At 72.2% G+C, this 18,532-nt stretch carries 12 protein-coding genes and 1 pseudogene; 11 read left to right on the top strand and 2 right to left on the bottom strand.

Annotated elements, in window-relative coordinates:
• Positions 1-78: 78 nt before the first annotated feature.
• The 5 genes and pseudogenes from DVH02_RS09410 to DVH02_RS09390 all read left to right on the top strand — a co-directional run.
• A pseudogene (locus DVH02_RS09410) lies at positions 79-1,767 on the top strand (SpoIIE family protein phosphatase); the annotation flags it as partial.
• Positions 1,768-1,951: 184 nt separating this feature from the next.
• Positions 1,952-5,530, top strand: coding sequence for a phosphodiester glycosidase family protein (locus tag DVH02_RS09405; RefSeq protein WP_407697606.1), 3,579 nt, complete (start codon positions 1,952-1,954; stop codon positions 5,528-5,530).
• A 90-nt stretch (positions 5,531-5,620) separates the two neighbouring features.
• The gene (locus DVH02_RS09400; protein WP_233518115.1) at positions 5,621-5,779 is read left to right on the top strand and encodes a hypothetical protein; all 159 of its coding nucleotides are present in this window, start codon (positions 5,621-5,623) and stop codon (positions 5,777-5,779) included.
• 51 nt (positions 5,780-5,830) lie between these two features.
• The gene (locus tag DVH02_RS09395) at positions 5,831-6,250 is read left to right on the top strand and encodes a MerR family transcriptional regulator (protein ID WP_114623298.1); all 420 of its coding nucleotides are present in this window, start codon (positions 5,831-5,833) and stop codon (positions 6,248-6,250) included.
• On the top strand, positions 6,247-7,215 hold the full coding sequence (locus DVH02_RS09390) for an aldo/keto reductase (RefSeq protein ID WP_114623297.1): 969 nt from the start codon (positions 6,247-6,249) through the stop codon (positions 7,213-7,215). Before DVH02_RS09395 ends, DVH02_RS09390 begins: the two co-directional genes overlap by 4 nt.
• A gap of 356 nt (positions 7,216-7,571) precedes the next feature.
• Here DVH02_RS09390 and DVH02_RS09385 read toward each other — a convergent pair whose 3' ends face one another.
• Positions 7,572-7,976, bottom strand: coding sequence for a MerR family transcriptional regulator (locus tag DVH02_RS09385; RefSeq protein ID WP_114623296.1), 405 nt, complete (start codon positions 7,974-7,976; stop codon positions 7,572-7,574).
• 494 nt (positions 7,977-8,470) lie between these two features.
• Positions 8,471-9,325 carry an NAD(P)H-binding protein gene (locus tag DVH02_RS09375; RefSeq protein WP_114623295.1) on the bottom strand — a complete coding sequence of 285 codons (855 nt, stop codon included), beginning with the start codon at positions 9,323-9,325 and terminating at the stop codon, positions 8,471-8,473.
• A gap of 357 nt (positions 9,326-9,682) precedes the next feature.
• Between DVH02_RS09375 and DVH02_RS09370 the strand changes: the two genes are divergently transcribed.
• The 6 genes from DVH02_RS09370 to DVH02_RS09345 all read left to right on the top strand — a co-directional run bounded on the left by DVH02_RS09370 (position 9,683) and on the right by DVH02_RS09345 (position 18,451).
• Complete coding sequence (locus DVH02_RS09370) at positions 9,683-10,807, top strand: type III polyketide synthase (RefSeq protein WP_114623294.1); 1,125 nt, start codon at positions 9,683-9,685, stop codon at positions 10,805-10,807.
• Between the two features lie 184 nt (positions 10,808-10,991).
• The gene (locus tag DVH02_RS09365; RefSeq protein WP_114623293.1) at positions 10,992-11,522 is read left to right on the top strand and encodes a cupin domain-containing protein; all 531 of its coding nucleotides are present in this window, start codon (positions 10,992-10,994) and stop codon (positions 11,520-11,522) included.
• Between the two features lie 189 nt (positions 11,523-11,711).
• The gene (locus tag DVH02_RS09360; RefSeq protein ID WP_233518114.1) at positions 11,712-12,308 is read left to right on the top strand and encodes a hypothetical protein; all 597 of its coding nucleotides are present in this window, start codon (positions 11,712-11,714) and stop codon (positions 12,306-12,308) included.
• Positions 12,305-13,339, top strand: coding sequence for a PrsW family intramembrane metalloprotease (locus DVH02_RS09355; RefSeq protein WP_114623292.1), 1,035 nt, complete (start codon positions 12,305-12,307; stop codon positions 13,337-13,339). The genes DVH02_RS09360 and DVH02_RS09355 overlap by 4 nt, the downstream gene beginning before the upstream one ends.
• Positions 13,340-13,659: 320 nt before the next feature.
• Positions 13,660-17,964, top strand: coding sequence for a galactose-binding domain-containing protein (locus DVH02_RS09350; protein ID WP_114623291.1), 4,305 nt, complete (start codon positions 13,660-13,662; stop codon positions 17,962-17,964).
• A gap of 190 nt (positions 17,965-18,154) precedes the next feature.
• Positions 18,155-18,451 carry a hypothetical protein gene (locus DVH02_RS09345; RefSeq protein WP_114623290.1) on the top strand — a complete coding sequence of 99 codons (297 nt, stop codon included), beginning with the start codon at positions 18,155-18,157 and terminating at the stop codon, positions 18,449-18,451.
• Positions 18,452-18,532 lie beyond the last annotated feature (81 nt).

The raw sequence follows: 18,532 nt of genomic DNA, 5'->3' as shown, positions 1-18,532 counted from the left end.
CGGATAGGAAGCGCTTTCTGCCGGGGTCCGCAATCCGCTCGGGGAGTGGCGGCGGCCGATCGGTGAGAAGGTGACCGCATGGCCGAACGGGGTGAACCTCCGGCCGGCACGGTGCCGCCGGACGACTGGCCCGCCCATCCGGACCTGAGCCTCGCTCTGAACCGCATGGGCACTTTCGACTGGGATCTCGACTCCGGGATCCTCCATCTGGACCCGGCCGCGCTCCGCCTCCTCGACGTGGCGCCGGACACCTACCGGGGCGACCCGCACAGCCTCGCCCACCGGCTGCTGCCGCACGACGCCGCGCGGCTGAAGGCGCTCGTCGCGCGGGCGCTCAAGCGAGGGCCGGCCGACTACGGCGCGTACTTCCGGATCCACGGCCGGGACGGTGCCCCGCACTGGGCCCACACCCAGGCGCACATCCGGCACGACCCCACCGGACGGCCGCGGCGCGTCATCGGCATCATCCGCGACGCCCAGCACGAACTGACCGAGATCGCCGCACGCAGCGACCTCGACGAGGACCGGCAGCGGCTGACCGGCGTGGTGGCCCGTACCACCGCCCTGCTGGCCAGCGCCGGCACCGTCGAGGACGTCCTGGACATCCTGCGCGACAGAGAGGCGCTCGGGCATCTCACGGCCGTCAGCGTGATGCTCGGCGTGGTCGAGGGCGGCCGGATCCGGACGGTCGCCGAGGCCCGCTCCGGATCGTTCGTACCCGAGCTGCGCTACACGAGGGTCGCCGACCCGTACCCGATGAGCGAGGTGGTGCGCACCGAGCGGCCCCGCTTCATCGAATCCCGGGAGGAGTTCAGCTCCTCCTACCCGCTGCTGTGGCCGCACATCGAGCCGCTCGCCGTGGCCTCGGGCGCCTACCTCCCGCTGATCGCCCAGGCCCGGCCGATCGGCGTGCTCGGGCTGCTCTCGCCCCGGCCCGGCGGCTTCCACGAGGAGGAACGCAATCTGCTCGTCGCGCTCAGCAGCGGGATCGCGCAGAGCCTGGCACGGGCCATGCTCTACGAACAGGAGCACGATCTCGCCGAGGACCTCCAGCAGGCCATGCTGCCCCGGCACGTCCCCGAGGTCCCCGGCGCGCGGATCGCCGTGCGCTACCGCTCGGCGCGGATCGGCCGCAGCGTCGGCGGCGACTGGTACGACGTGCTGCCGCTGCCCGGCGGCCGGGTCGGGCTGACCATCGGCGACGTCCAGGGCCACGACACGGACGCGGCCGTGGTGATGGGCCAGCTGCGCATGGCGCTGTGGGCCTACACGGCCGAGGGACACCCGCCGGACACCGCGCTCGCCCGCGCCTCCGTCCTGCTGCGCCAACTGGACACCGACCGCTTCGCGACCTGCACCTACGTGGAGCTGGTGCTCGCGACCGGCGCGCTGCGGGTCGTGCGCGCCGGCCATCTCGACCCGCTGGTGCGCCGCGCCGACGGGAGCTGCTCATGGCTCCCCGCCGAGGGCGGGCTGCCCCTCGGGCTGTCCGCCGAGTTCGCCGGTCCCGGCGGGATCAGCTATCCGGTCACCACCGGGACGCTCGGGCCGGGCGATACGCTCCTGCTCTGCACCGACGGACTGGTGGAAGAGCCCGGCACCGACCTGGGCGAGAGCCTGGAGACCCTCAGGCGCGCCGTCCGCGACGGTCCCGCCGGACTGCCCGAGCTGGCCGACCGGCTCTTCGAAGCGGTCGTGGAGCGCAGCGGCGGCGACGACCGGGCGCTGCTGCTCCTGCGCACGGACGGGCCGCGCGACGGGCCGCGGACGGACTGACCCGCCGTCCGGGGCTGAGCTGACCCGGTGAGCCGAAACGCCGCTACGACACCGCGTGTTCTCCCGGCTGTCGCGCCGAACCCCTGGTTCATTGCTCTCTGTACGGCCATGCTGGCGGCCTGTACCGCGGGGGCGCACGGGCCCCACGCGAACCGACCGCGATCCGGGAGCAGTCGTGGGCACAGGAGGAGCCTCGGGCACGAGGCCGGTTCGGACAGCAGGGGCCAGGGTCGCCGTACTCCTCACCACCGTGTTCGCGCTGGCCGTGGGCGCGGTGGTCCCCGCGGTCGCCGGCGCGGGCCCCGATCCCCGGCCGCGCACCGCCGCCGAGGCGCCGCGGCCGGTCGCGCCGCCGCCCGCGAGCGCCGGTGCCGGGGCGCCGCGTTCCGTGGCGCCGCGTTCCGTGGCGGACGCCGACGGGATCGAGACGGCGCGCACCTCCCGGCCGGTCGCCCCCGGTATCCGTCTCACCTCGTACGACCGTCTCGAATCCGACAAGTGGCTGCGGGTGAACGCCCTTTCGGTCGATCTGACCGCCGGTGCCCGCGTCGACTACCTCTCCTCCGGCCGGGTCTCCGAACGCCGTACGGTCTCCGAACTCGCCGCGCGGCACGACCCGGGCCCCGGCCGCCGTACCGTCGCCGCGTTCAACGCCGACTTCTTCGACATCAACGAGACGGGCGCGCCCCAGGGGCCGGGTCTCGCCGACGGCCGGGTCGTGCACTCCGCGCAGAGCGGCGCGGAGCGGGCCGTCGGAATCGGCCCCGGCGCCGCCGGGCGCATCCTGCGGCTGTACTTCGACGGTACGGTGACGCTCCCGTCCGGCCCGCGCGCGCTGGACGCCTACAACGCGGCGAACGTGCCCGTCGGCGGTATCGGCGCCTACACGGCGGACTGGGGCGAGGCCGATCGCGCGTTCACCGTGGACCGGGCCGTCCCGGTCGCGGAGGCGGCGCTGCGCGGCGGCCGGGTCGTCGCGGTGACGGACCGTCCCGGCACGGGGCCGATCCCCGCCGGCACCACCGTGCTGATCGGCAGGGAAGCGGGCGCCGAGGCCCTCGCGGCGCTGCGGCCCGGTGATGCCGTCGCGCTGGAGTACCGGCCGCGCACCGACGGCGCACCCGTGCCGCGCACGGCGGTCGGTGGCCGGGAGCTGCTGGTCGTGGACGGTGCGGCGGTCGGACACGAGGGAGAGGGCAACAACACCGCCGCCCCGCGTACCGCCGTCGGCTTCTCCCGGGACGGCGCCACCATGCGGGTGATCACCGTGGACGGCCGCCAGCAGGACAGCGGCGGAGTCACCCTCACCGAACTGGGCCTGATGATGCGTGCGGCCGGAGCCCACAACGCCCTGAACCTCGACGGCGGTGGCTCCACCACGCTCGTCGCGCGCGCCCCCGGCGACGACACCCCGCGGCCGGTGAACAGCCCGTCGGACGGCGGCGAGCGCGCGGTCGCCAACGGACTGGCCCTCACCGCTCCGGCGGGCAGCGGACGCCTCACCGGATACCGGGTCGAACCCCGCACCACGGCGGCCGAGGCCCCGACCACCGACCCGGTGAAGGGCGGCCACCCCGAGCGCGTCTTCCCGGGACTCACCCGCCGTCTGACGGCCACCGGCTACGACGAGACGTACGGACCGGCCGCGGGACGGCCCCGATGGCACGCCGAACGCCCTTCGGTGGGACGGGTCGAGGACGGGGTGTTCACCGCGCGGACCGGCGGCACCACCCGGGTACGGGCCGAGCGCGGACCGGTCGGGGGCAGCACCGAGCTGACGGTGCTCGACACGCTCGACCGGATCCTGCCGACCACCGAGCGCGTCGCGCTCGCGGACGCCTCGGCGACCGGTTCCTTCGGCATCGTCGGTCTCGACGCCCATGGAGCGGGCGCCCCGATCGAGCCCTCGGACGTCCACCTCGACTACGACCGGACGCTCTTCTCCGTCACCGACGACGGCCACGGCTCCTTCCGTGTCACCTCGTCGACGGGGGGCGGCGCGGCGCGGATCACGGCGACGGCGGGCGGCGTCACGACCGTACTCGCCGTCAGCGTCGGACTCGACGAACAGCTGGTCACCGGATTCGACGACGCGGCGGAGTGGACCTTCGGCCAGGCGCGCGCGAGCGGCTCGGTCTCCGCCACCCCCGAGGGCCGTACCGGCACCGGCTTGAACCTGACGTACGACTTCACCGGGTCCACCGCCACCCGCGCGGCCTACGCGAGCCCCCCGACCCCCCTCCCGGTCGCCGGCCTGCCGCAGTCCTTCAAGCTCTGGATCAAGGGCGACGGCGCCGGTTCCTGGCCCACTCTGCACCTCAAGGACGCGGCCGGGTCGGACCAGCTGCTGCGCGGCCCCTACCTCACCTGGACCGGCTGGCGCCAGGTCACCTTCGCCGTCCCCGCCGGAGCCCCCGCGCCGCTGACCGTCCAACGTTTCTACCTGGCCGAGACCGCCGCGGACCACCGGTACACCGGCGGGGTCACGGTGGACGAACTGACCGCGCAGGTGCCGCCCGGCGTCGCACTGCCCGCCCGGCAGCGCCCGGCCGATCCGCTGATCGACACGGCGGCCGGAACAGGCGGGCGGGACTGGCGGTTCGCGGTGATGTCCGACGCCCAGTTCGTCGCCCGGGACCCCGGCAGCGCCATCGTCGCGCGGACCCGCGGCACGCTGCGCGAGATCAGGGCGGCGCGGCCGGACTTCCTGGTCGTCAACGGGGACCTGGTCGACGAGGGATCCCCCGCGGACCTCGACTTCGCCCACGCCCTGCTGACCGAGGAGCTGGGGGACGCCCTGCCCTGGTACTACGTACCGGGCAACCACGAGGTGATGGGCGGCTCCATCGACGAGTTCGTGGCACGATTCGGCCCGGCCCAGCGGGTCTTCGACCACCGGGGGACCCGCTTCCTCACCCTCGACACCTCGCGTCTGACCCTGCGCGGCGGCGGCCTCGCGCAGATCAGGGCGGTACGCGACCAGCTGGACGCGGCGGCGCGGGACGACCGGGTGGGTTCGGTGCTGGTCGTCGCGCACGTACCGCCGCGCGATCCGACGGTGCAGCGGGCCGGCGAGCTGGGCGACCGCAAGGAGGCCGCCCTCCTGGAGCGGTGGCTCGCCGACTTCCGCCGTACGACGGGCAAGGGCGCCGCGTTCATCGGTGGCCATGTCGGCGTCTTCGACGCCTCGCGGGTGGACGGGGTGCCCTGTCTGATCAACGGCAACGCCGGGAAGGCCCCGGCCGGTCCGGCCGCCGAGGGCGGCTTCACGGGCTGGTCGCTCGTCGGCGTGGACCGCGTGACGCCCGGTCAGTGGCGGGACGCGCGGCTGCGGCCGTGGCGGGGCGGGCCCGACTGGCTCTCCGCACAGACGCGTGCGCACACGGACGGGCTGACCCTCGACGCGCCGACGTCGTTGGCGCCGGGCCGCGACGCGCGCGTCACGGCGACGGTCACCCAAGGGGCGGACGCGGACCGCGCGCGTGCGGTGCCGGTGGCCTTTCCGCTCAGCGCCGACTGGACCGGTTCCCTCAACCTCCGTATCGGCCCCCCGGCCGGGGCCCGCGACCGCCACACGGCGGCCTTCGACCCGGCCACCGGCACCCTCACGGCCCTGCGCCCCGGCACGGTCACCCTCGCGGTGACGGTCGACGGAGTGACCCGCCGCGCCGGGATCCGGATCGCGCGGACTTCGGACGCGGCGGCGCCGGTCCCCGCGACTTCGGTCGGCGCACGGGCTCCCGATGGCCGATAGCGGCCTGCTGCCTGCCGCTTCCAGCCTTCGGGAGTGAAGACGCCGCTCGGGTTCGTGTCCTTTGTCCTGATCTCCCGAGGGGTTGGCGGTTTGCGGTACGAGGTGACGGGCGGATGGTTCAGACTCTGGTCGGCGGCGTCCCGTCTCGACCTGTTCGACGGCTACGCGACCCCGGTGAGCGTGGCGCTGATCGTGGCGGGCGTCCGCGTGGGCGCCGCGTCGGTGTCCGCGGCGCGCGGGAGCGGGTAGCGGCCGGTCATCATTTGCCCTGGAGCGCGCTCCAGGGGGGAGGGTGGAACCATGACTTCAGTGGCTCCGCGGCCGGCACCGGATCCGCAGATCCCGCCGGGCGGCCTGACGATCGGCGAGGCCGCCGCGCTCTGCGGGCTCAGCATCGACACACTGCGCTACTACGAGCGCGAAGGTCTGACGGCCGAGCCCGCCGATCGGGCGCCCTCCGGACAGCGCCGGTACTTCGCCCGGGATCTGAGCTGGCTCGACGGCATCGTCATGCTGCGCGGCACCGGCATGCCGATCCGCGATATCCGCGCCTTCACCGAGATCTGCCGTCGCGAGGGCAGCGAGGCCGAGCGGCTCGGGGTGCTGGAGCAGCACCGCGAGCGCGTCCTCGAACAGCTCAACGAGACGCGGAGCCATCTGGAGGCCATTGAACGCAAGATCCACTTTTATCGCGAGCGAAAGGGCTCCCCCTCCTCATGAAAACCGTGACACTCGGATCGCAGGGCCTCACCGTCTCCGCCGAGGGGCTGGGCGCGATGGGCATGAGCGTCTGGTACGGCCCGCGCGACGAGCGGGAGGCCGTGGCGACGCTCAACCGGGCCGTGGACATCGGCGTCACCTTCATCGACACGGCGGAGGCGTACGGCCCGTTCGAGAACGAGAAGCTGATCGGCCGCGCCCTCGGCAAGCGGCGCGACGCCATCACACTCGCCACGAAGTTCGCCACGGAGTTCGACGACGACGGCACGTCCCACGGCCCCAACGGCAGCGCCGCCTACGCCCACAGGTCGGTGGACCGCTCCTTGCGCCACCTCGGCACGGACGTCATCGACCTCTACTACCTGCACCGCGTCGACCCGCACGTGCCGGTCGAGGAGAGCGTCGGCGCCATGAGCGAGATGGTCCAGGCCGGCAAGGTCCGCTACATCGGGCTCTCCGAGGCCACCCCCGAGCAGATCCGCCGGGGCCACGCGGTCCATCCGCTGACCGCGCTCCAGTCGGAGTACTCCCTGTTCAGCCGGGACGTGGAACACAACACGGTGCTGGAGACGGTCCGGGAACTGGGCATCGGATTCGTCGCGTTCTCGCCACTGGGCCGGGGCTTCCTCTCCGGGAAGATCACCCGCCGCGACGACCTCGCCCCGGATGACGCCCGCCGCGGTCTGCCCCGGTTCAGCGAGGAGAACATCGCGGCGAACCTGGCGGTCGTGCACAAGATCACCGAGCTGGCCGAGGCCAAGGGCGTCACCCCGACGCAGCTCACGCTGGCCTGGCTGCTGGCCCAGGACGTCGTACCGATCCCCGGCACCAAGCGGCGCGCGTACCTGGAACACAACGCCGAGGCCGCAGGTATCCGGCTGACCGCCGAGGATCTGGCGGCGATCGAGGCGGCGGCGCCGCACGGCGTCGCGGCGGGCGCCCGCGAGCGCCCGTCACCCGCCTGACGGGCTCCGGCCACCGGATTCCCCCGGGACGCGCCCACCACCGCCCGTCGGACGAGTACGCCTGCTCGACCCGGGCCCACCCGCGGTGCGCTCCACGCGGTGGGTCCGGGGGATTCGCGCGGCCGCCGTCGGAGCGGCAGTTCGCGCCATGCGGCGACACGGTCCGGATCGGCGGCGACGCCCTGGCGGAGCGGCTGCTCGGACAACGGGTCTCCCTCGGCCGCGAGACGCCGGATGCCCTCGGCGTGGCCACGGGCACGAGCCAGGACCACCCCGACGAACGACGCCGGGTCTCCGGAGTCGGAGAATCCGGTCAGCCCCCGTGGGGGAGCGGGTGAACCCGCCGGTGCCCGGCGTCACCGAACCGGAGCGCGCGTCAGATGGCCGCGCAGCGTGGCGGCGAACTCCTCGGCCCGCGCCAACTGCGTCCGCAGCTCGGCCATCCGCAGCTGTACGGTCTCCTCGAAACCGCGCACCCGCTCCACCAGCTCCGCGTGTTCCGCGGCGGACAGCGGTCCGCCCGCGTCGAGACGGTCGGTCGCGGTCAGCAGTTCGCGCATCTCCTCCAGGCTGAAGCCCAGCGGTTTCATCCGGCGGATCACCATCAGACGGCCGACGTCGGCCTCCGTGTAGAGACGGAATCCGCCCTGTGAGCGGGCGGACGGGAGGACCAGGCCGGTGTCCTCGTAGTGCCGGATCGTGCGCAACGAGAGGTCGGTGCGTGCGGCGACCTCGCCGATCCGCATGTGCTCGTCGCTCACGCGGTGCTTCCTCGTCTTCCTGCCGGGGCCGGGACGGCCGGATTCCATCTCTACCGTAACGTCAGGGTAGAGTCGCGGGTCGGTGGGACCGAGCCGCCCGGCGGTCGCCTTCCCGTACGGCGGGATACGACGCCCCCTCGGCCCTGTCGGTACCGAGGACGCTCCCGGCGGGAACGAACCGGCGGGAGGGAGCGCGCGCACGACCACGACGCCGCGCGCCGCCGCCCGTATCGACCCGACCCACGCGCACGTCAGGGACGCCGTCGGGACCAGGTACACCCCCGAACGGCACCACGTCACGCGAGCCGTCGAACGAGCCCTCCTCCGCGATCCGCCGCGCCGCCCCGATGAAGGCGTTCCTGGCGACCCGGGCCGAAGCCGAACCCACGCACACCCGACGGACTCCGAGATCGGCCCGACGCGTCCACCAGCGACTCACCGCCCCGCCGCGCGCGTGCGGCACGCGGGCGAAATCCACCTCGTCCGTTCGCGGTTCAGCCGCGCAGGAACACCCGCGCGTGGTCCGCTGCCCAGGCGCGGTACGAGGTCGCCGGGCGGCCGAGGAGCCGCTCCACCGTCGGCTCCACCCCGGCCTTCGCGCCGGACCCTCGTCGCAGGGCGCTCTCCATGAGCGCCTCGGCGACCGGTGGGGGACAGCGGGCGAGCAGCGCCCGCAGCGCCTGGTCCCGGGTCAGCTCCGCCAGCCGCAGCGGCCGTTGGAGCACCTCGGACAGGACCGTGAGCTGCTCGGCGGCGCTGATCGCTACCGGACCCGTGAGCGCGTGGACACGGCCCTCGTGGCCGGCCGTGGTGAGGCAGAGCACCGCGACGTCGGCGATGTCCCTGGGGTCCACCACCGCGTGCGCGGCGGCGCCGCCGAAGACCCGTACCACCGCCTCCTCCCGGATCGAACGCGCCCAGCCCAGGGTGTTGGACATGAAGGCGCGCGGGCGCAGAAAGGTCCACGCGAGCCCCGACGCCCGCAACAGCGCCTCGTTGTCCCGCTGCCAGCCGGTGATCAGATCGGTCGCGTCCGGCTCCGCCACCGCCCGCGCGGACAGCTTCACCACATGGCGTACGCCCGCGCGCCGCGCGGCCGTGACGAAGTGTTCGTCGTGGGCCGGGGCGAGCGGGTCGCACGTCACCAGCAGCGCGGCCCTGACGCCGGTCAGCGCGGCGGCCAGCGTCCCGGGATCCGCGAAGTCACCGCCCACGATCTCGGTCCCAGGCCCGGCCCGCCCGGCGATACGGCCGGGCGCACGCGCGAGCAGCCGTACCGGCTCGTCGGTGCGCAGGCGCCGCGCCACCAGCCGTCCGACGGTGCCGGTGACTCCGGTCAGCAGGATCATCGCCCAGCCCCTTCCACCGCCACGCTCGTCGTCCCCCACCCATCGCGCTCCTGTGCCCATGGTGCACGGGAAGCGCCCCCACGGCAGCGGTCGCCCGCGCGCGCCCGCGCCCCGTCGCCACCGTGACACACCGTCCGCCACCCCCTGAACGGGCGAGCGACCGCACCCTTCCCCACGGTGTGTAGTCGGCACCCGAAGTCATGACGGTCCCTCGGATACCGCGCCTCTCACCCGCCGGACCCTTCGAGCAGCCCGGCCACACCCCTTCAACCAGTCCTTCCCCGGTTGCGGGGTGGTGGGCCATCCGTGAGTGTGGGCCGCAGTTCACAGCGAACACAAATGAAGGAGAGCGTTGTCGTGGCGACTCTGTGTAAACCCGCGGTCTCGGTTCCCGAACATGTGATCACCATGGAGGACACACTCGCTCTCGCCCGCTCGCTCCACGCCGACCACCCGCAACTCCCGCTCGCGCTGCGGCTGATCGAGAACACCGGAGTGGCGAAGCGCCACATCGTCCAGCCCATCGAGGAGACGCTGAGACATCCCGGCTTCGAGGACCGGAACGTGCTCTACGAGGCCGAGGCGAAGGCACGGGTGCCCGCCGTGGTGCACAGCGCCCTCGACCACGCCGGACTGCGCCCCGCCGACATCGACATGATCGTGTACGTCTCGTGCACCGGCTTCATGATGCCGTCCCTGACGGCCTGGATGATCAACACCATGGGCTTCCCCGGTCACACCCGACAGCTCCCCATCGCCCAGCTCGGCTGCGCGGCGGGCGGCGCGGCCATCAACCGGGCCCATGACTTCTGCCGGGCCTACCCCGGATCGAACGTCCTGATCGTGGCGTGCGAATTCTGCTCGCTGTGCTACCAGCCCACCGACCTGGGCGTCGGTTCGCTGCTGTCCAACGGGCTGTTCGGCGACGCGGTCGCCGCCGCCGTCGTACGGGGGGAGGGCGGCACCGGCATCACCCTGGAGCGCAACGGCTCCCACCTCGTGCCGGACACCACCGACTGGATCGCCTACAGCGTCCGGGCCACCGGATTCCACTTCCTGCTCGACAAGCGGGTGCCCACCACCATGGAGCCACTGGCTCCGGCCCTGCGCACCATGGCGGACCAGCACGGCTGGGACGCCACCGGGCTCGACTTCTACATCATCCACGCCGGCGGGCCACGCATCCTCGACGACCTCAGCCACTTCCTCGAAGTGCCGCCCGAGGCATTCCGGTTCAGCCGCGGCACGCTCACCGAGTACGGCAACATCGCCAGCGCGGTCGTCCTCGACGCCGTACGCAGACTCTTCGACGAGGGCGCCGTGCACGACGGCGCACGCGGCATCGTCGCGGGCTTCGGGCCCGGGATCACCGCCGAGATGGCCCTGGGGCGCTGGAGCACGGCCGGGGGCGTCAACGGCGCCGCCGTGCGGGACCGCCGGATGATCGCGAGCGCGGGCCGCAGAACGGAGCCCGTGGGCTGACCCGGCCGCCCGGACGACGGCCGGGGCGCCCCGTCGAGGGCCCGCAGTGCCCCGGTCGTGCGCCCCCTCGTGCGGTCCCGAAGGATCCGATGACACGCGAGGGCGGTCTTTCGCACCCGCACCGGTCGGAGAGATCATGGGCGCCCGACCATACGGCCACGTACTCACCGTTCTGGAGCACCGCATGACCGAGCTGGCGCGGCCCGAGGGCCTGATCGTCCCCCCGGGCGGGGGCAACACCATCCACACGGCTGCGCAGCAGGTGACGTTCAAGGTCACCGGCGAACACTCCCGGGTGTCCTCCAGCTTCGAGGTCGTCGTACCGCCCGGCTTCGACGTCGGTGCCCACCGGCACACCCACAGCGAGGAGCTGTTCTACGTCCTCGACGGCGAGCTGGACGTGCTGGCCTTCGAGCCGCGCGTGCTCAGCGACGACTGGCGCCACTGGGAGTCCGCGTCGGGGCTGAAGGCGGTGCGCGCCACCGCGGGCACGGTCATCGTCGTACCGCCGGGCTGTCCGCACGCCTTCGCCAACCGGACCGGGGAGCCCGCACGGATGTTCTTCCAGGCGTCGCCGCCGTCCGACCACGAGCGCTACTTCGAGGAGTTGCTCGACATCCTCAAGGACGGCGGGCCCCCCGATCCGCAGGCGATCGCGGAGCTGCGCGTGCGCTACGACATCGAGCAGCTCACCCCGCTGCGTCACGATGCCTAGGGCCTCTCGCCGTCGAACAGGCGGGACTTCGACGACAGGGCCCAGGGTCATTCGTTCGGATCCGGCCCGGTCGGGGCGCGGTGCCGGGGGCCGCCGGCCCGCCATGATCCGGACGAGAGGCCCTGGACCGGGTCCGCGCGCCGCCCCGGGCCCGGCGCGCGTCGCCGCGACACCTCCCGGAGCCGCCGGATGACGGCGGATCGGGCGCCCGGCGGCCAGCCGCCCCGGCGGGTGCTGCCCCTGGTGGTCGGCGTCGTGTTCGTCATGGCCGTCCTGACAGGGGGCTGGCCGCTGATCGACCGGGCGCTGAGCGACCGCGAACGGCTGCCGGGCGGCGCCCTGCTGGAACTGGGACCGGCCTCCGGCACGGCCGTGCTGCGCGTGGTGGGGGAGGGGTGGTCCCTGAGCAAGGCGCAGAGCGATCCCAGCTTCTCGTACGCGCTCTCGCGTGACGGCGTCGACGTGGTCGCCGGATATGTCGATCTGACCACCACCGAGGCCGGGGCCGGGCGGCTGTGGACGGGGCTGCGGCGCGTCCAGTCCGTCGCGGACGCGGACAGCCGCCTGGGCGCGCCCCATTCGGCGACCAGCGCCGGGGGAGCCCGGGGCAGCACCGGAACGCTGACCCGCGGCGGCCGAACGGGCACGGCGACCGTCTGGCTGCGGCCCGACGAGACGTGCGCCGTGGAGATCACCGTCCTGGCGAAGCCGGGAGCCGGCGCGGACGCGATGGCCGAGGCCATGGCACTGGTCCGCGGCGTGTCCTTCCCCCAGGAGGCCGGGTGACACCGCCCACCGCGTACGTGACGCCACACGTCCACCCGCGCCGCCGGTCGGTCGGCCTGCTCACCGCCCTGCTGTGCGGCCTCGGCGCCGCCCTGATCGGCTACGAGTTCGCGGCCGTGGTCCGGGTCTTCCCGCACCTCGCGCTGCTCGCCTTCCTGCTGCTCGTGCTCACCGTCGCCGTCGGCACGGCCCTGCTGGCCCGGGTGCGGCCGTTGCGGTCGCCGCCGCGCGGATGGGCGTGGAGCGGGGTGATCTGGGGGGCGACCGCGGCGACCGGCTGCGCGGTCGTGGCCAACAGCGGGCTCCAGGGCATCTGGGCCAAGGGTGTCGGAATCGACTTCGGTTCCCGCTGGGGCGCCGCGCTCACCGCGCCGCTCAACGAGGAACTCCTCAAACTCTCCGGCGTCCTGCTGATCGCGCTCAGCGCCCGCGCGCTGGTCCGGGGCCCGCTGGACGGGTTCTTCCTCGGCGCGTTCACCGGGCTCGGCTTCCAGGTCGTGGAGAACTGGACGTACGCGATGAACGCCATCCTGATCGGCGGGGGAGTGAACGGCACCCCCGATGTCGTCCAGTCCTTCACCACCCGGGTCCTGGTGACCGGACTCGGCTCGCACTGGACCATGAGCGCCGTCGCCGGGACCGGGGTGGGCATCCTGCTCGCCCACGACGACCGGCCGGTACGCCGCCGCCTGCTGCCCGCCGCGGCCTGCGTACTGACCGCCATGGCCATGCACTGGCAGTTCAACGCGCCCCTGCTGAACTCCGTCGCCGGTCTCGGCGTCAAAGTGGGCGTCAACTTCCTGATCGCGGCGTGCTTCTACCTGTTCCTGCGGCACGGGGTGCGTAAGCGGGCTCGCGCCTACCTGCGCTCGTCGAGCACCCCGTTCTCCCCCGATCTGCTCACCCGCCGCTCCCGCCGCCGCGTCCTGGAGCGGATCCCGCCGGCCGGTCGCCCCTCGGCGGCGGCCCGCGCCGCCGGGTATCTCGACCTGGTGGAGGAGCACGCGGCCCGGCGGGGTACGTCGGTCTGAGAGCCGACCGGCCCGGCAACGCTCTGCGCCGACCATGACGGCGCAAATTCATGGCAGATCCTGAAGATCATTTACGGATGCCCGCCCGCCGCCCCGAAGATCGAAAAGGGGCGCTGTGCCGCCCTGGTGGCGGTCCGGCCCGGAGTCGTGACGGGGAATTCGCTTCGGTCGCAGTGGTAGACGAGGTGGCCATTCTCTGCAACTCTCTCACTAAATAACGCAAAATACTCCGTTCGACAGTGCAGAAACGCTTGCTCCGCAGGCGTGCAGCCAGAGCCGCGCCCTCGCCGCCCCGCGCCGAGGCCGAAGATCGGGGAATCATGAGATCGCTACGCAGGAGATGGCGAATCCTCTCCGCCACCCTCGCCACCAGCCTTTTGATGATCGGCGGGCCGACGTTCACCGCGCGGGCCGCCGACGGCCCGCGCGCCCAGGGCCCCGACATCGCCGCGGGCCGCGCCGCGGCGGCGAGCGCGACCGCCAAGGGCACGGCCGCCCGCAACGTCACGGACGGGAACCCGTCGACGTACTGGGAGGGCGGCGGCAGCGCGTTCCCCCAGTGGGTGCAGACCGACCTGGGCGCCACCAACCGGGTCGACCGGGTGGTGCTGAGACTTCCCGCCCGGTGGGCGACCAGGAAACAGACCCTGTCACTCCAGGGCAGCACCGACGGCACCGGCTTCTCGACCCTCAAGAACTCGGAGACGTACACCTTCAGCCCCGGGACGGGCAACCAGGTGACGGTCACCTTCCCGGCCACCCGAACGCGCTTCGTACGGGCCGAATTCACCGCCAACACGGTGGCGAAGAAAGCCCAGCTGGCCGCGTTGGAGGTGCGCGCGGCAGCCGCCGCCTCGACCAACCTCGCCCTGGGCAAGACCCTGACCGCCAGCGGCCACACCGAGGTCTACGGGCCCGGCAACGCCAACGACGGCAACAAGTCGACCTACTGGGAGAGCGCGAACAACGCCTTTCCGCAGTGGATCCAGGCCGACCTCGGCGCCTCGGTCCGCGTCGACCAGGTGGTGCTGCGGCTGCCCGACGGCTGGGGCGCCAGGGATCAGACCCTGAAGATCCAGGCCGGCGTCGACAACTCCGCCTTCACGGATCTGACGCCCGCCAAGGCGTACCGGTTCGACGCGGCGGGCGGCCAGTCGGTGACGATCCCCTTCGACGCCACCACCGCGCGCTATCTGCGGGTACTGATCACCGCCAACACCGTCCAGCCCGGCGGCCAGCTCTCCGAGCTGGAGATCTACGGGCCCGCGACCGGCGACACGGAGCCGCCCACCGCGCCCACCGGACTCGCGTACACCGAGCCCGCCACCGGCCTGATCAAGCTGACCTGGAAGGCGTCGACCGACAACACGGGGGTCACGGGATACGACATATACGCCGACAACGAACTGCGCACCAGCGTCGCGGGCGACGTGACGACCTACACGGACACCCGGCCCACCGGGGCGACGGTCTCGTACTACGTGCGTGCCAGGGACGCGGCGGGCAATGTGTCGGCCAACAGCGACACCGTCACCCGGCGCGGCGACAGCGGTGACACCGAGGCGCCGACGGCCCCCGCCGATCTCGCCCTCACCGAGCCGGCCGCCGACCGGATCAAGCTGACCTGGGGCGCCTCGACCGACAACAAGGGCGTGACCGGCTACGACATCTACGCCAACAACGTCCTGCGCGCGAGCGTCGCCGGGGACGTCACCACGTACACGGACACCCAGCCCGCCGGGACGACCGTCTCGTACTTCGTACGGGCGAAGGACGCGGCCGGCAATGTCTCGGGCGACAGCAACACGGTGACCAGGAACGGCAGTACGGGTTCCGCGTCCAACCTCGCCGTCGGCAGGCCGATCTCCGCGTCCTCCGTGGTACACACCTTCGTCGCGGAGAACGCCAACGACAACAGCCTCACCACCTACTGGGAGGGCGCGGGCGGCAGTTACCCCAACACGCTGACCGTGAAGCTGGGCGCCAACGCCGACACCCGGAGCGTGATCGTCAAACTCAATCCGGACAGCGCCTGGGGAGCGCGGACCCAGAACATCCAGGTGCTCGGCCGAGAGCAGAGCGCCTCCGGTCTCACCGCTCTGGTGGCCGCCAAGGACTACGCCTTCAGCCCGGCGAGCGGCAACTCGGTGACCATTCCGGTCACCGCGCGCGTCGCCGACGTCCAGCTGAAGTTCACCTCCAACACCGGTTCCGGGGCCGGGCAGGTCGCGGAGTTCCAGGTCCTCGGCGTCCCGGCCCCCAACCCGGACCTCACGGTGAGCGCGCTGAGCGCGTCGCCCGCCTCGCCGGTCGAGTCCGACGCGATCACACTGTCGGCGACCGTCCGGAACACGGGAAGGGCGGCCGCACCGGCCGGTCCGGTCGAATTCCGGCTCGGCGGCAGCAAGGTGGCCACCGCCCCGGTGGGGGCGCTCGCGGCCGGGGCCTCGGCCACGGTCTCGGCGAACATCGGACCGCGGGACGCGGGCTCGTACCAGCTCAGCGCCGTCGTCGACCCGGACGACCTGATCATCGAGGAGAACAAGACCAACAACACGTACACCAGCCCCGTCCCGCTCGTGGTGCGGGCGGTCGACAGCTCGGACCTGATCGCCGCGACGGTCGCCACCACTCCGTCCTCGCCCGCCGCCGGTGACACCGTCGCCTTCTCCGTCGCGATCAGGAATCAGGGCAATGTGGCGTCCGCGAGCGGTGCGCACGGCATCACGCTCTCCCTGCTCGACTCCAAGGGCGACACGGTCAGGACCCTCACCGGTGCGCACAACGGCACCATCGCGCCCGGGGCGACCACCCCGCCGGCCGGTCTCGGTACCTGGACGGCCGTCAACGGCTCGTACACCCTCAAGGTGGTGCTCGCGGCCGACGCCAACGAACTGCCGGTGAAGCGCGACAACAACACCAGCACCCAGCCGCTCTTCGTCGGCCGCGGCGCCGACATGCCGTACGACATGTACGAGGCCGAGGACGGTGTCATCGGCGGCGGCGCGCGGGTCGTCGGGCCGAACCGCACCGTCGGCGACCTCGCGGGAGAGGCGTCGGGACGCAAGGCCGTCACCCTCGACGACACCGGAAGCTATGTCGAGTTCACCACCAAGGCCAGGACGAACACCCTGGTCACACGGTTCTCCATCCCGGACGCGCCGGGCGGCGGCGGTATCGACTCCACTCTCGACATCTATGTGGACGGCACCTTCCTCAAGGCGATCGACCTCACCTCGAAGTACGCCTGGCTGTACGGGTCGGAGACCGGTCCCGGCAACTCGCCGGGCTCCGGAGCACCCCGGCACATCTACGACGAGGCGAACGTCCTGCTGGGCAGGACCGTCCCGGCGGGCAGCAGGATCAGGCTCCAGAAGGACGCGGCCAACACCTCCAAGTACGCGATCGACTTCGTCAGCCTGGAGCAGGCCACCGAGATCGCCAACCCGGACCCGGCCGCCTACACGGTGCCCGCCGGACGCACCCATCAGGACGTGCAGAACGCGCTGGACAAGGTCCGCATGGACACCACGGGGAAGCTGACCGGTGTCTATCTGCCCGCCGGTGACTACCAGACCTCCAGCAAGTTCCAGGTGTACGGCAAGCCGGTACGGGTCGTCGGGGCCGGGCCCTGGTTCACCAGGTTCCACGCTCCCGCGTCCCAGGAGAACACCGACATCGGCTTCCGTGCCGAGGCCGCCGCGAAGGGATCGGTCTTCACCGGGTTCGCGTACTTCGGCAACTACACCTCGCGCATCGACGGCCCCGGCAAGGTCTTCGACTTCTCGAACGTCTCCGACATCGTGATCGACGACATCTGGAACGAGCACATGGTGTGCCTCTACTGGGGCGCGAACACCGACCGGATCACCATCAAGAACTCCCGGATCCGCGACATGTTCGCCGACGGCATCAACATGACCAACGGTTCCACGGACAACCACGTCGTCAACAACGAAGCACGGGCCACCGGCGACGACAGCTTCGCGCTCTTCTCGGCGATCGACTCCGGCGGCTCGGACATGAAGAACAACGTCTACGAGAACCTGACGTCGATCCTCACCTGGCGGGCCGCGGGCGTCGCCGTGTACGGCGGCTACGACAACACCTTCCGCAATATCCATATCGCGGACACCCTGGTGTACTCGGGCATCACGGTCAGCTCGCTGGACTTCGGGTATCCGATGAACGGCTTCGGGACCGGTCCGACGACGATCGAGAACGTATCGGTCGTCCGGTCGGGCGGCCACTTCTGGGACGGACAGACCTTCCCCGGTATCTGGCTGTTCTCCGCGTCCAAGGTGTTCCAGGGGATCCGGATCAACAACGTCGACATCGTCGATCCGACCTACAGCGGCATCATGTTCCAGACCAACTACGTCGGCGGCCAGCCGCAGTTCCCGATCAAGGACACCATCCTCAACGACATCTCGATCACCGGAGCGCGCAAGAGCGGGGACGCCTTCGACGCCAAGTCGGGCTTCGGACTGTGGGCCAACGAACTGCCCGAGGCCGGACAGGGTCCCGCGGTGGGGGAGGTCACCTTCAACCGGCTGAGACTCGACAACAACGTCGTGGACGTGAGGAACACGACCACCACCTTCAAGATCAACATCAAGCCGTAGGAAACCGCCGGAATCGGGCGTGGTGGTCATGAATGTCATGACCAGATGATCGTCGCACTCGAATGCCGTACCGAAGGTGACGTGGGCGGCTGTCCGTCGTTACGGAGGCGAAATCAGGCCGGCGGTACCCGGTGGGACCGGGTGCCGCCGCCTGTCCGACGGATTCGTCCGAGAGCGACCGGAGAGAGCCATGACGACCGCACACGCCCCTCACCCGAACCACGAACACCGGCACGGCGCGGGGTGCGGCCATGTCGCCGTACCGCACGACGGCCATGTCGACTACGTCCACGACGGTCATCTGCACCAGGCCCACGACGACCACACCGACGAGTGCGAGCCCACCGGGCACACCCCGCACAGCGGCCACGCGCACCAGCATGGCGAGGGCTGCGGCCATGTCGCCGTGCCGCACGACGGGCATGTCGACTACGTGCACGACGGCCACCGGCACGCCGAGCACGACGGCCACTGGGACGACCACTGACCGAGCACGGCCCGTCCCGGCCGCTCCCGTGCGGGAGCGGCCGGGACGGGGGCCGCCGGGGCCGCCGAGGGGGGCGAGGGC

Source organism: Streptomyces corynorhini, assembly GCF_003346515.1.
In the GTDB taxonomy this organism is placed as follows: Bacteria; Actinomycetota; Actinomycetes; order Streptomycetales; family Streptomycetaceae; genus Streptomyces; species Streptomyces corynorhini.
Note: the sequence above shows the minus strand (reverse complement) of the source record. Positions and strands in the feature narration are given on the sequence as shown.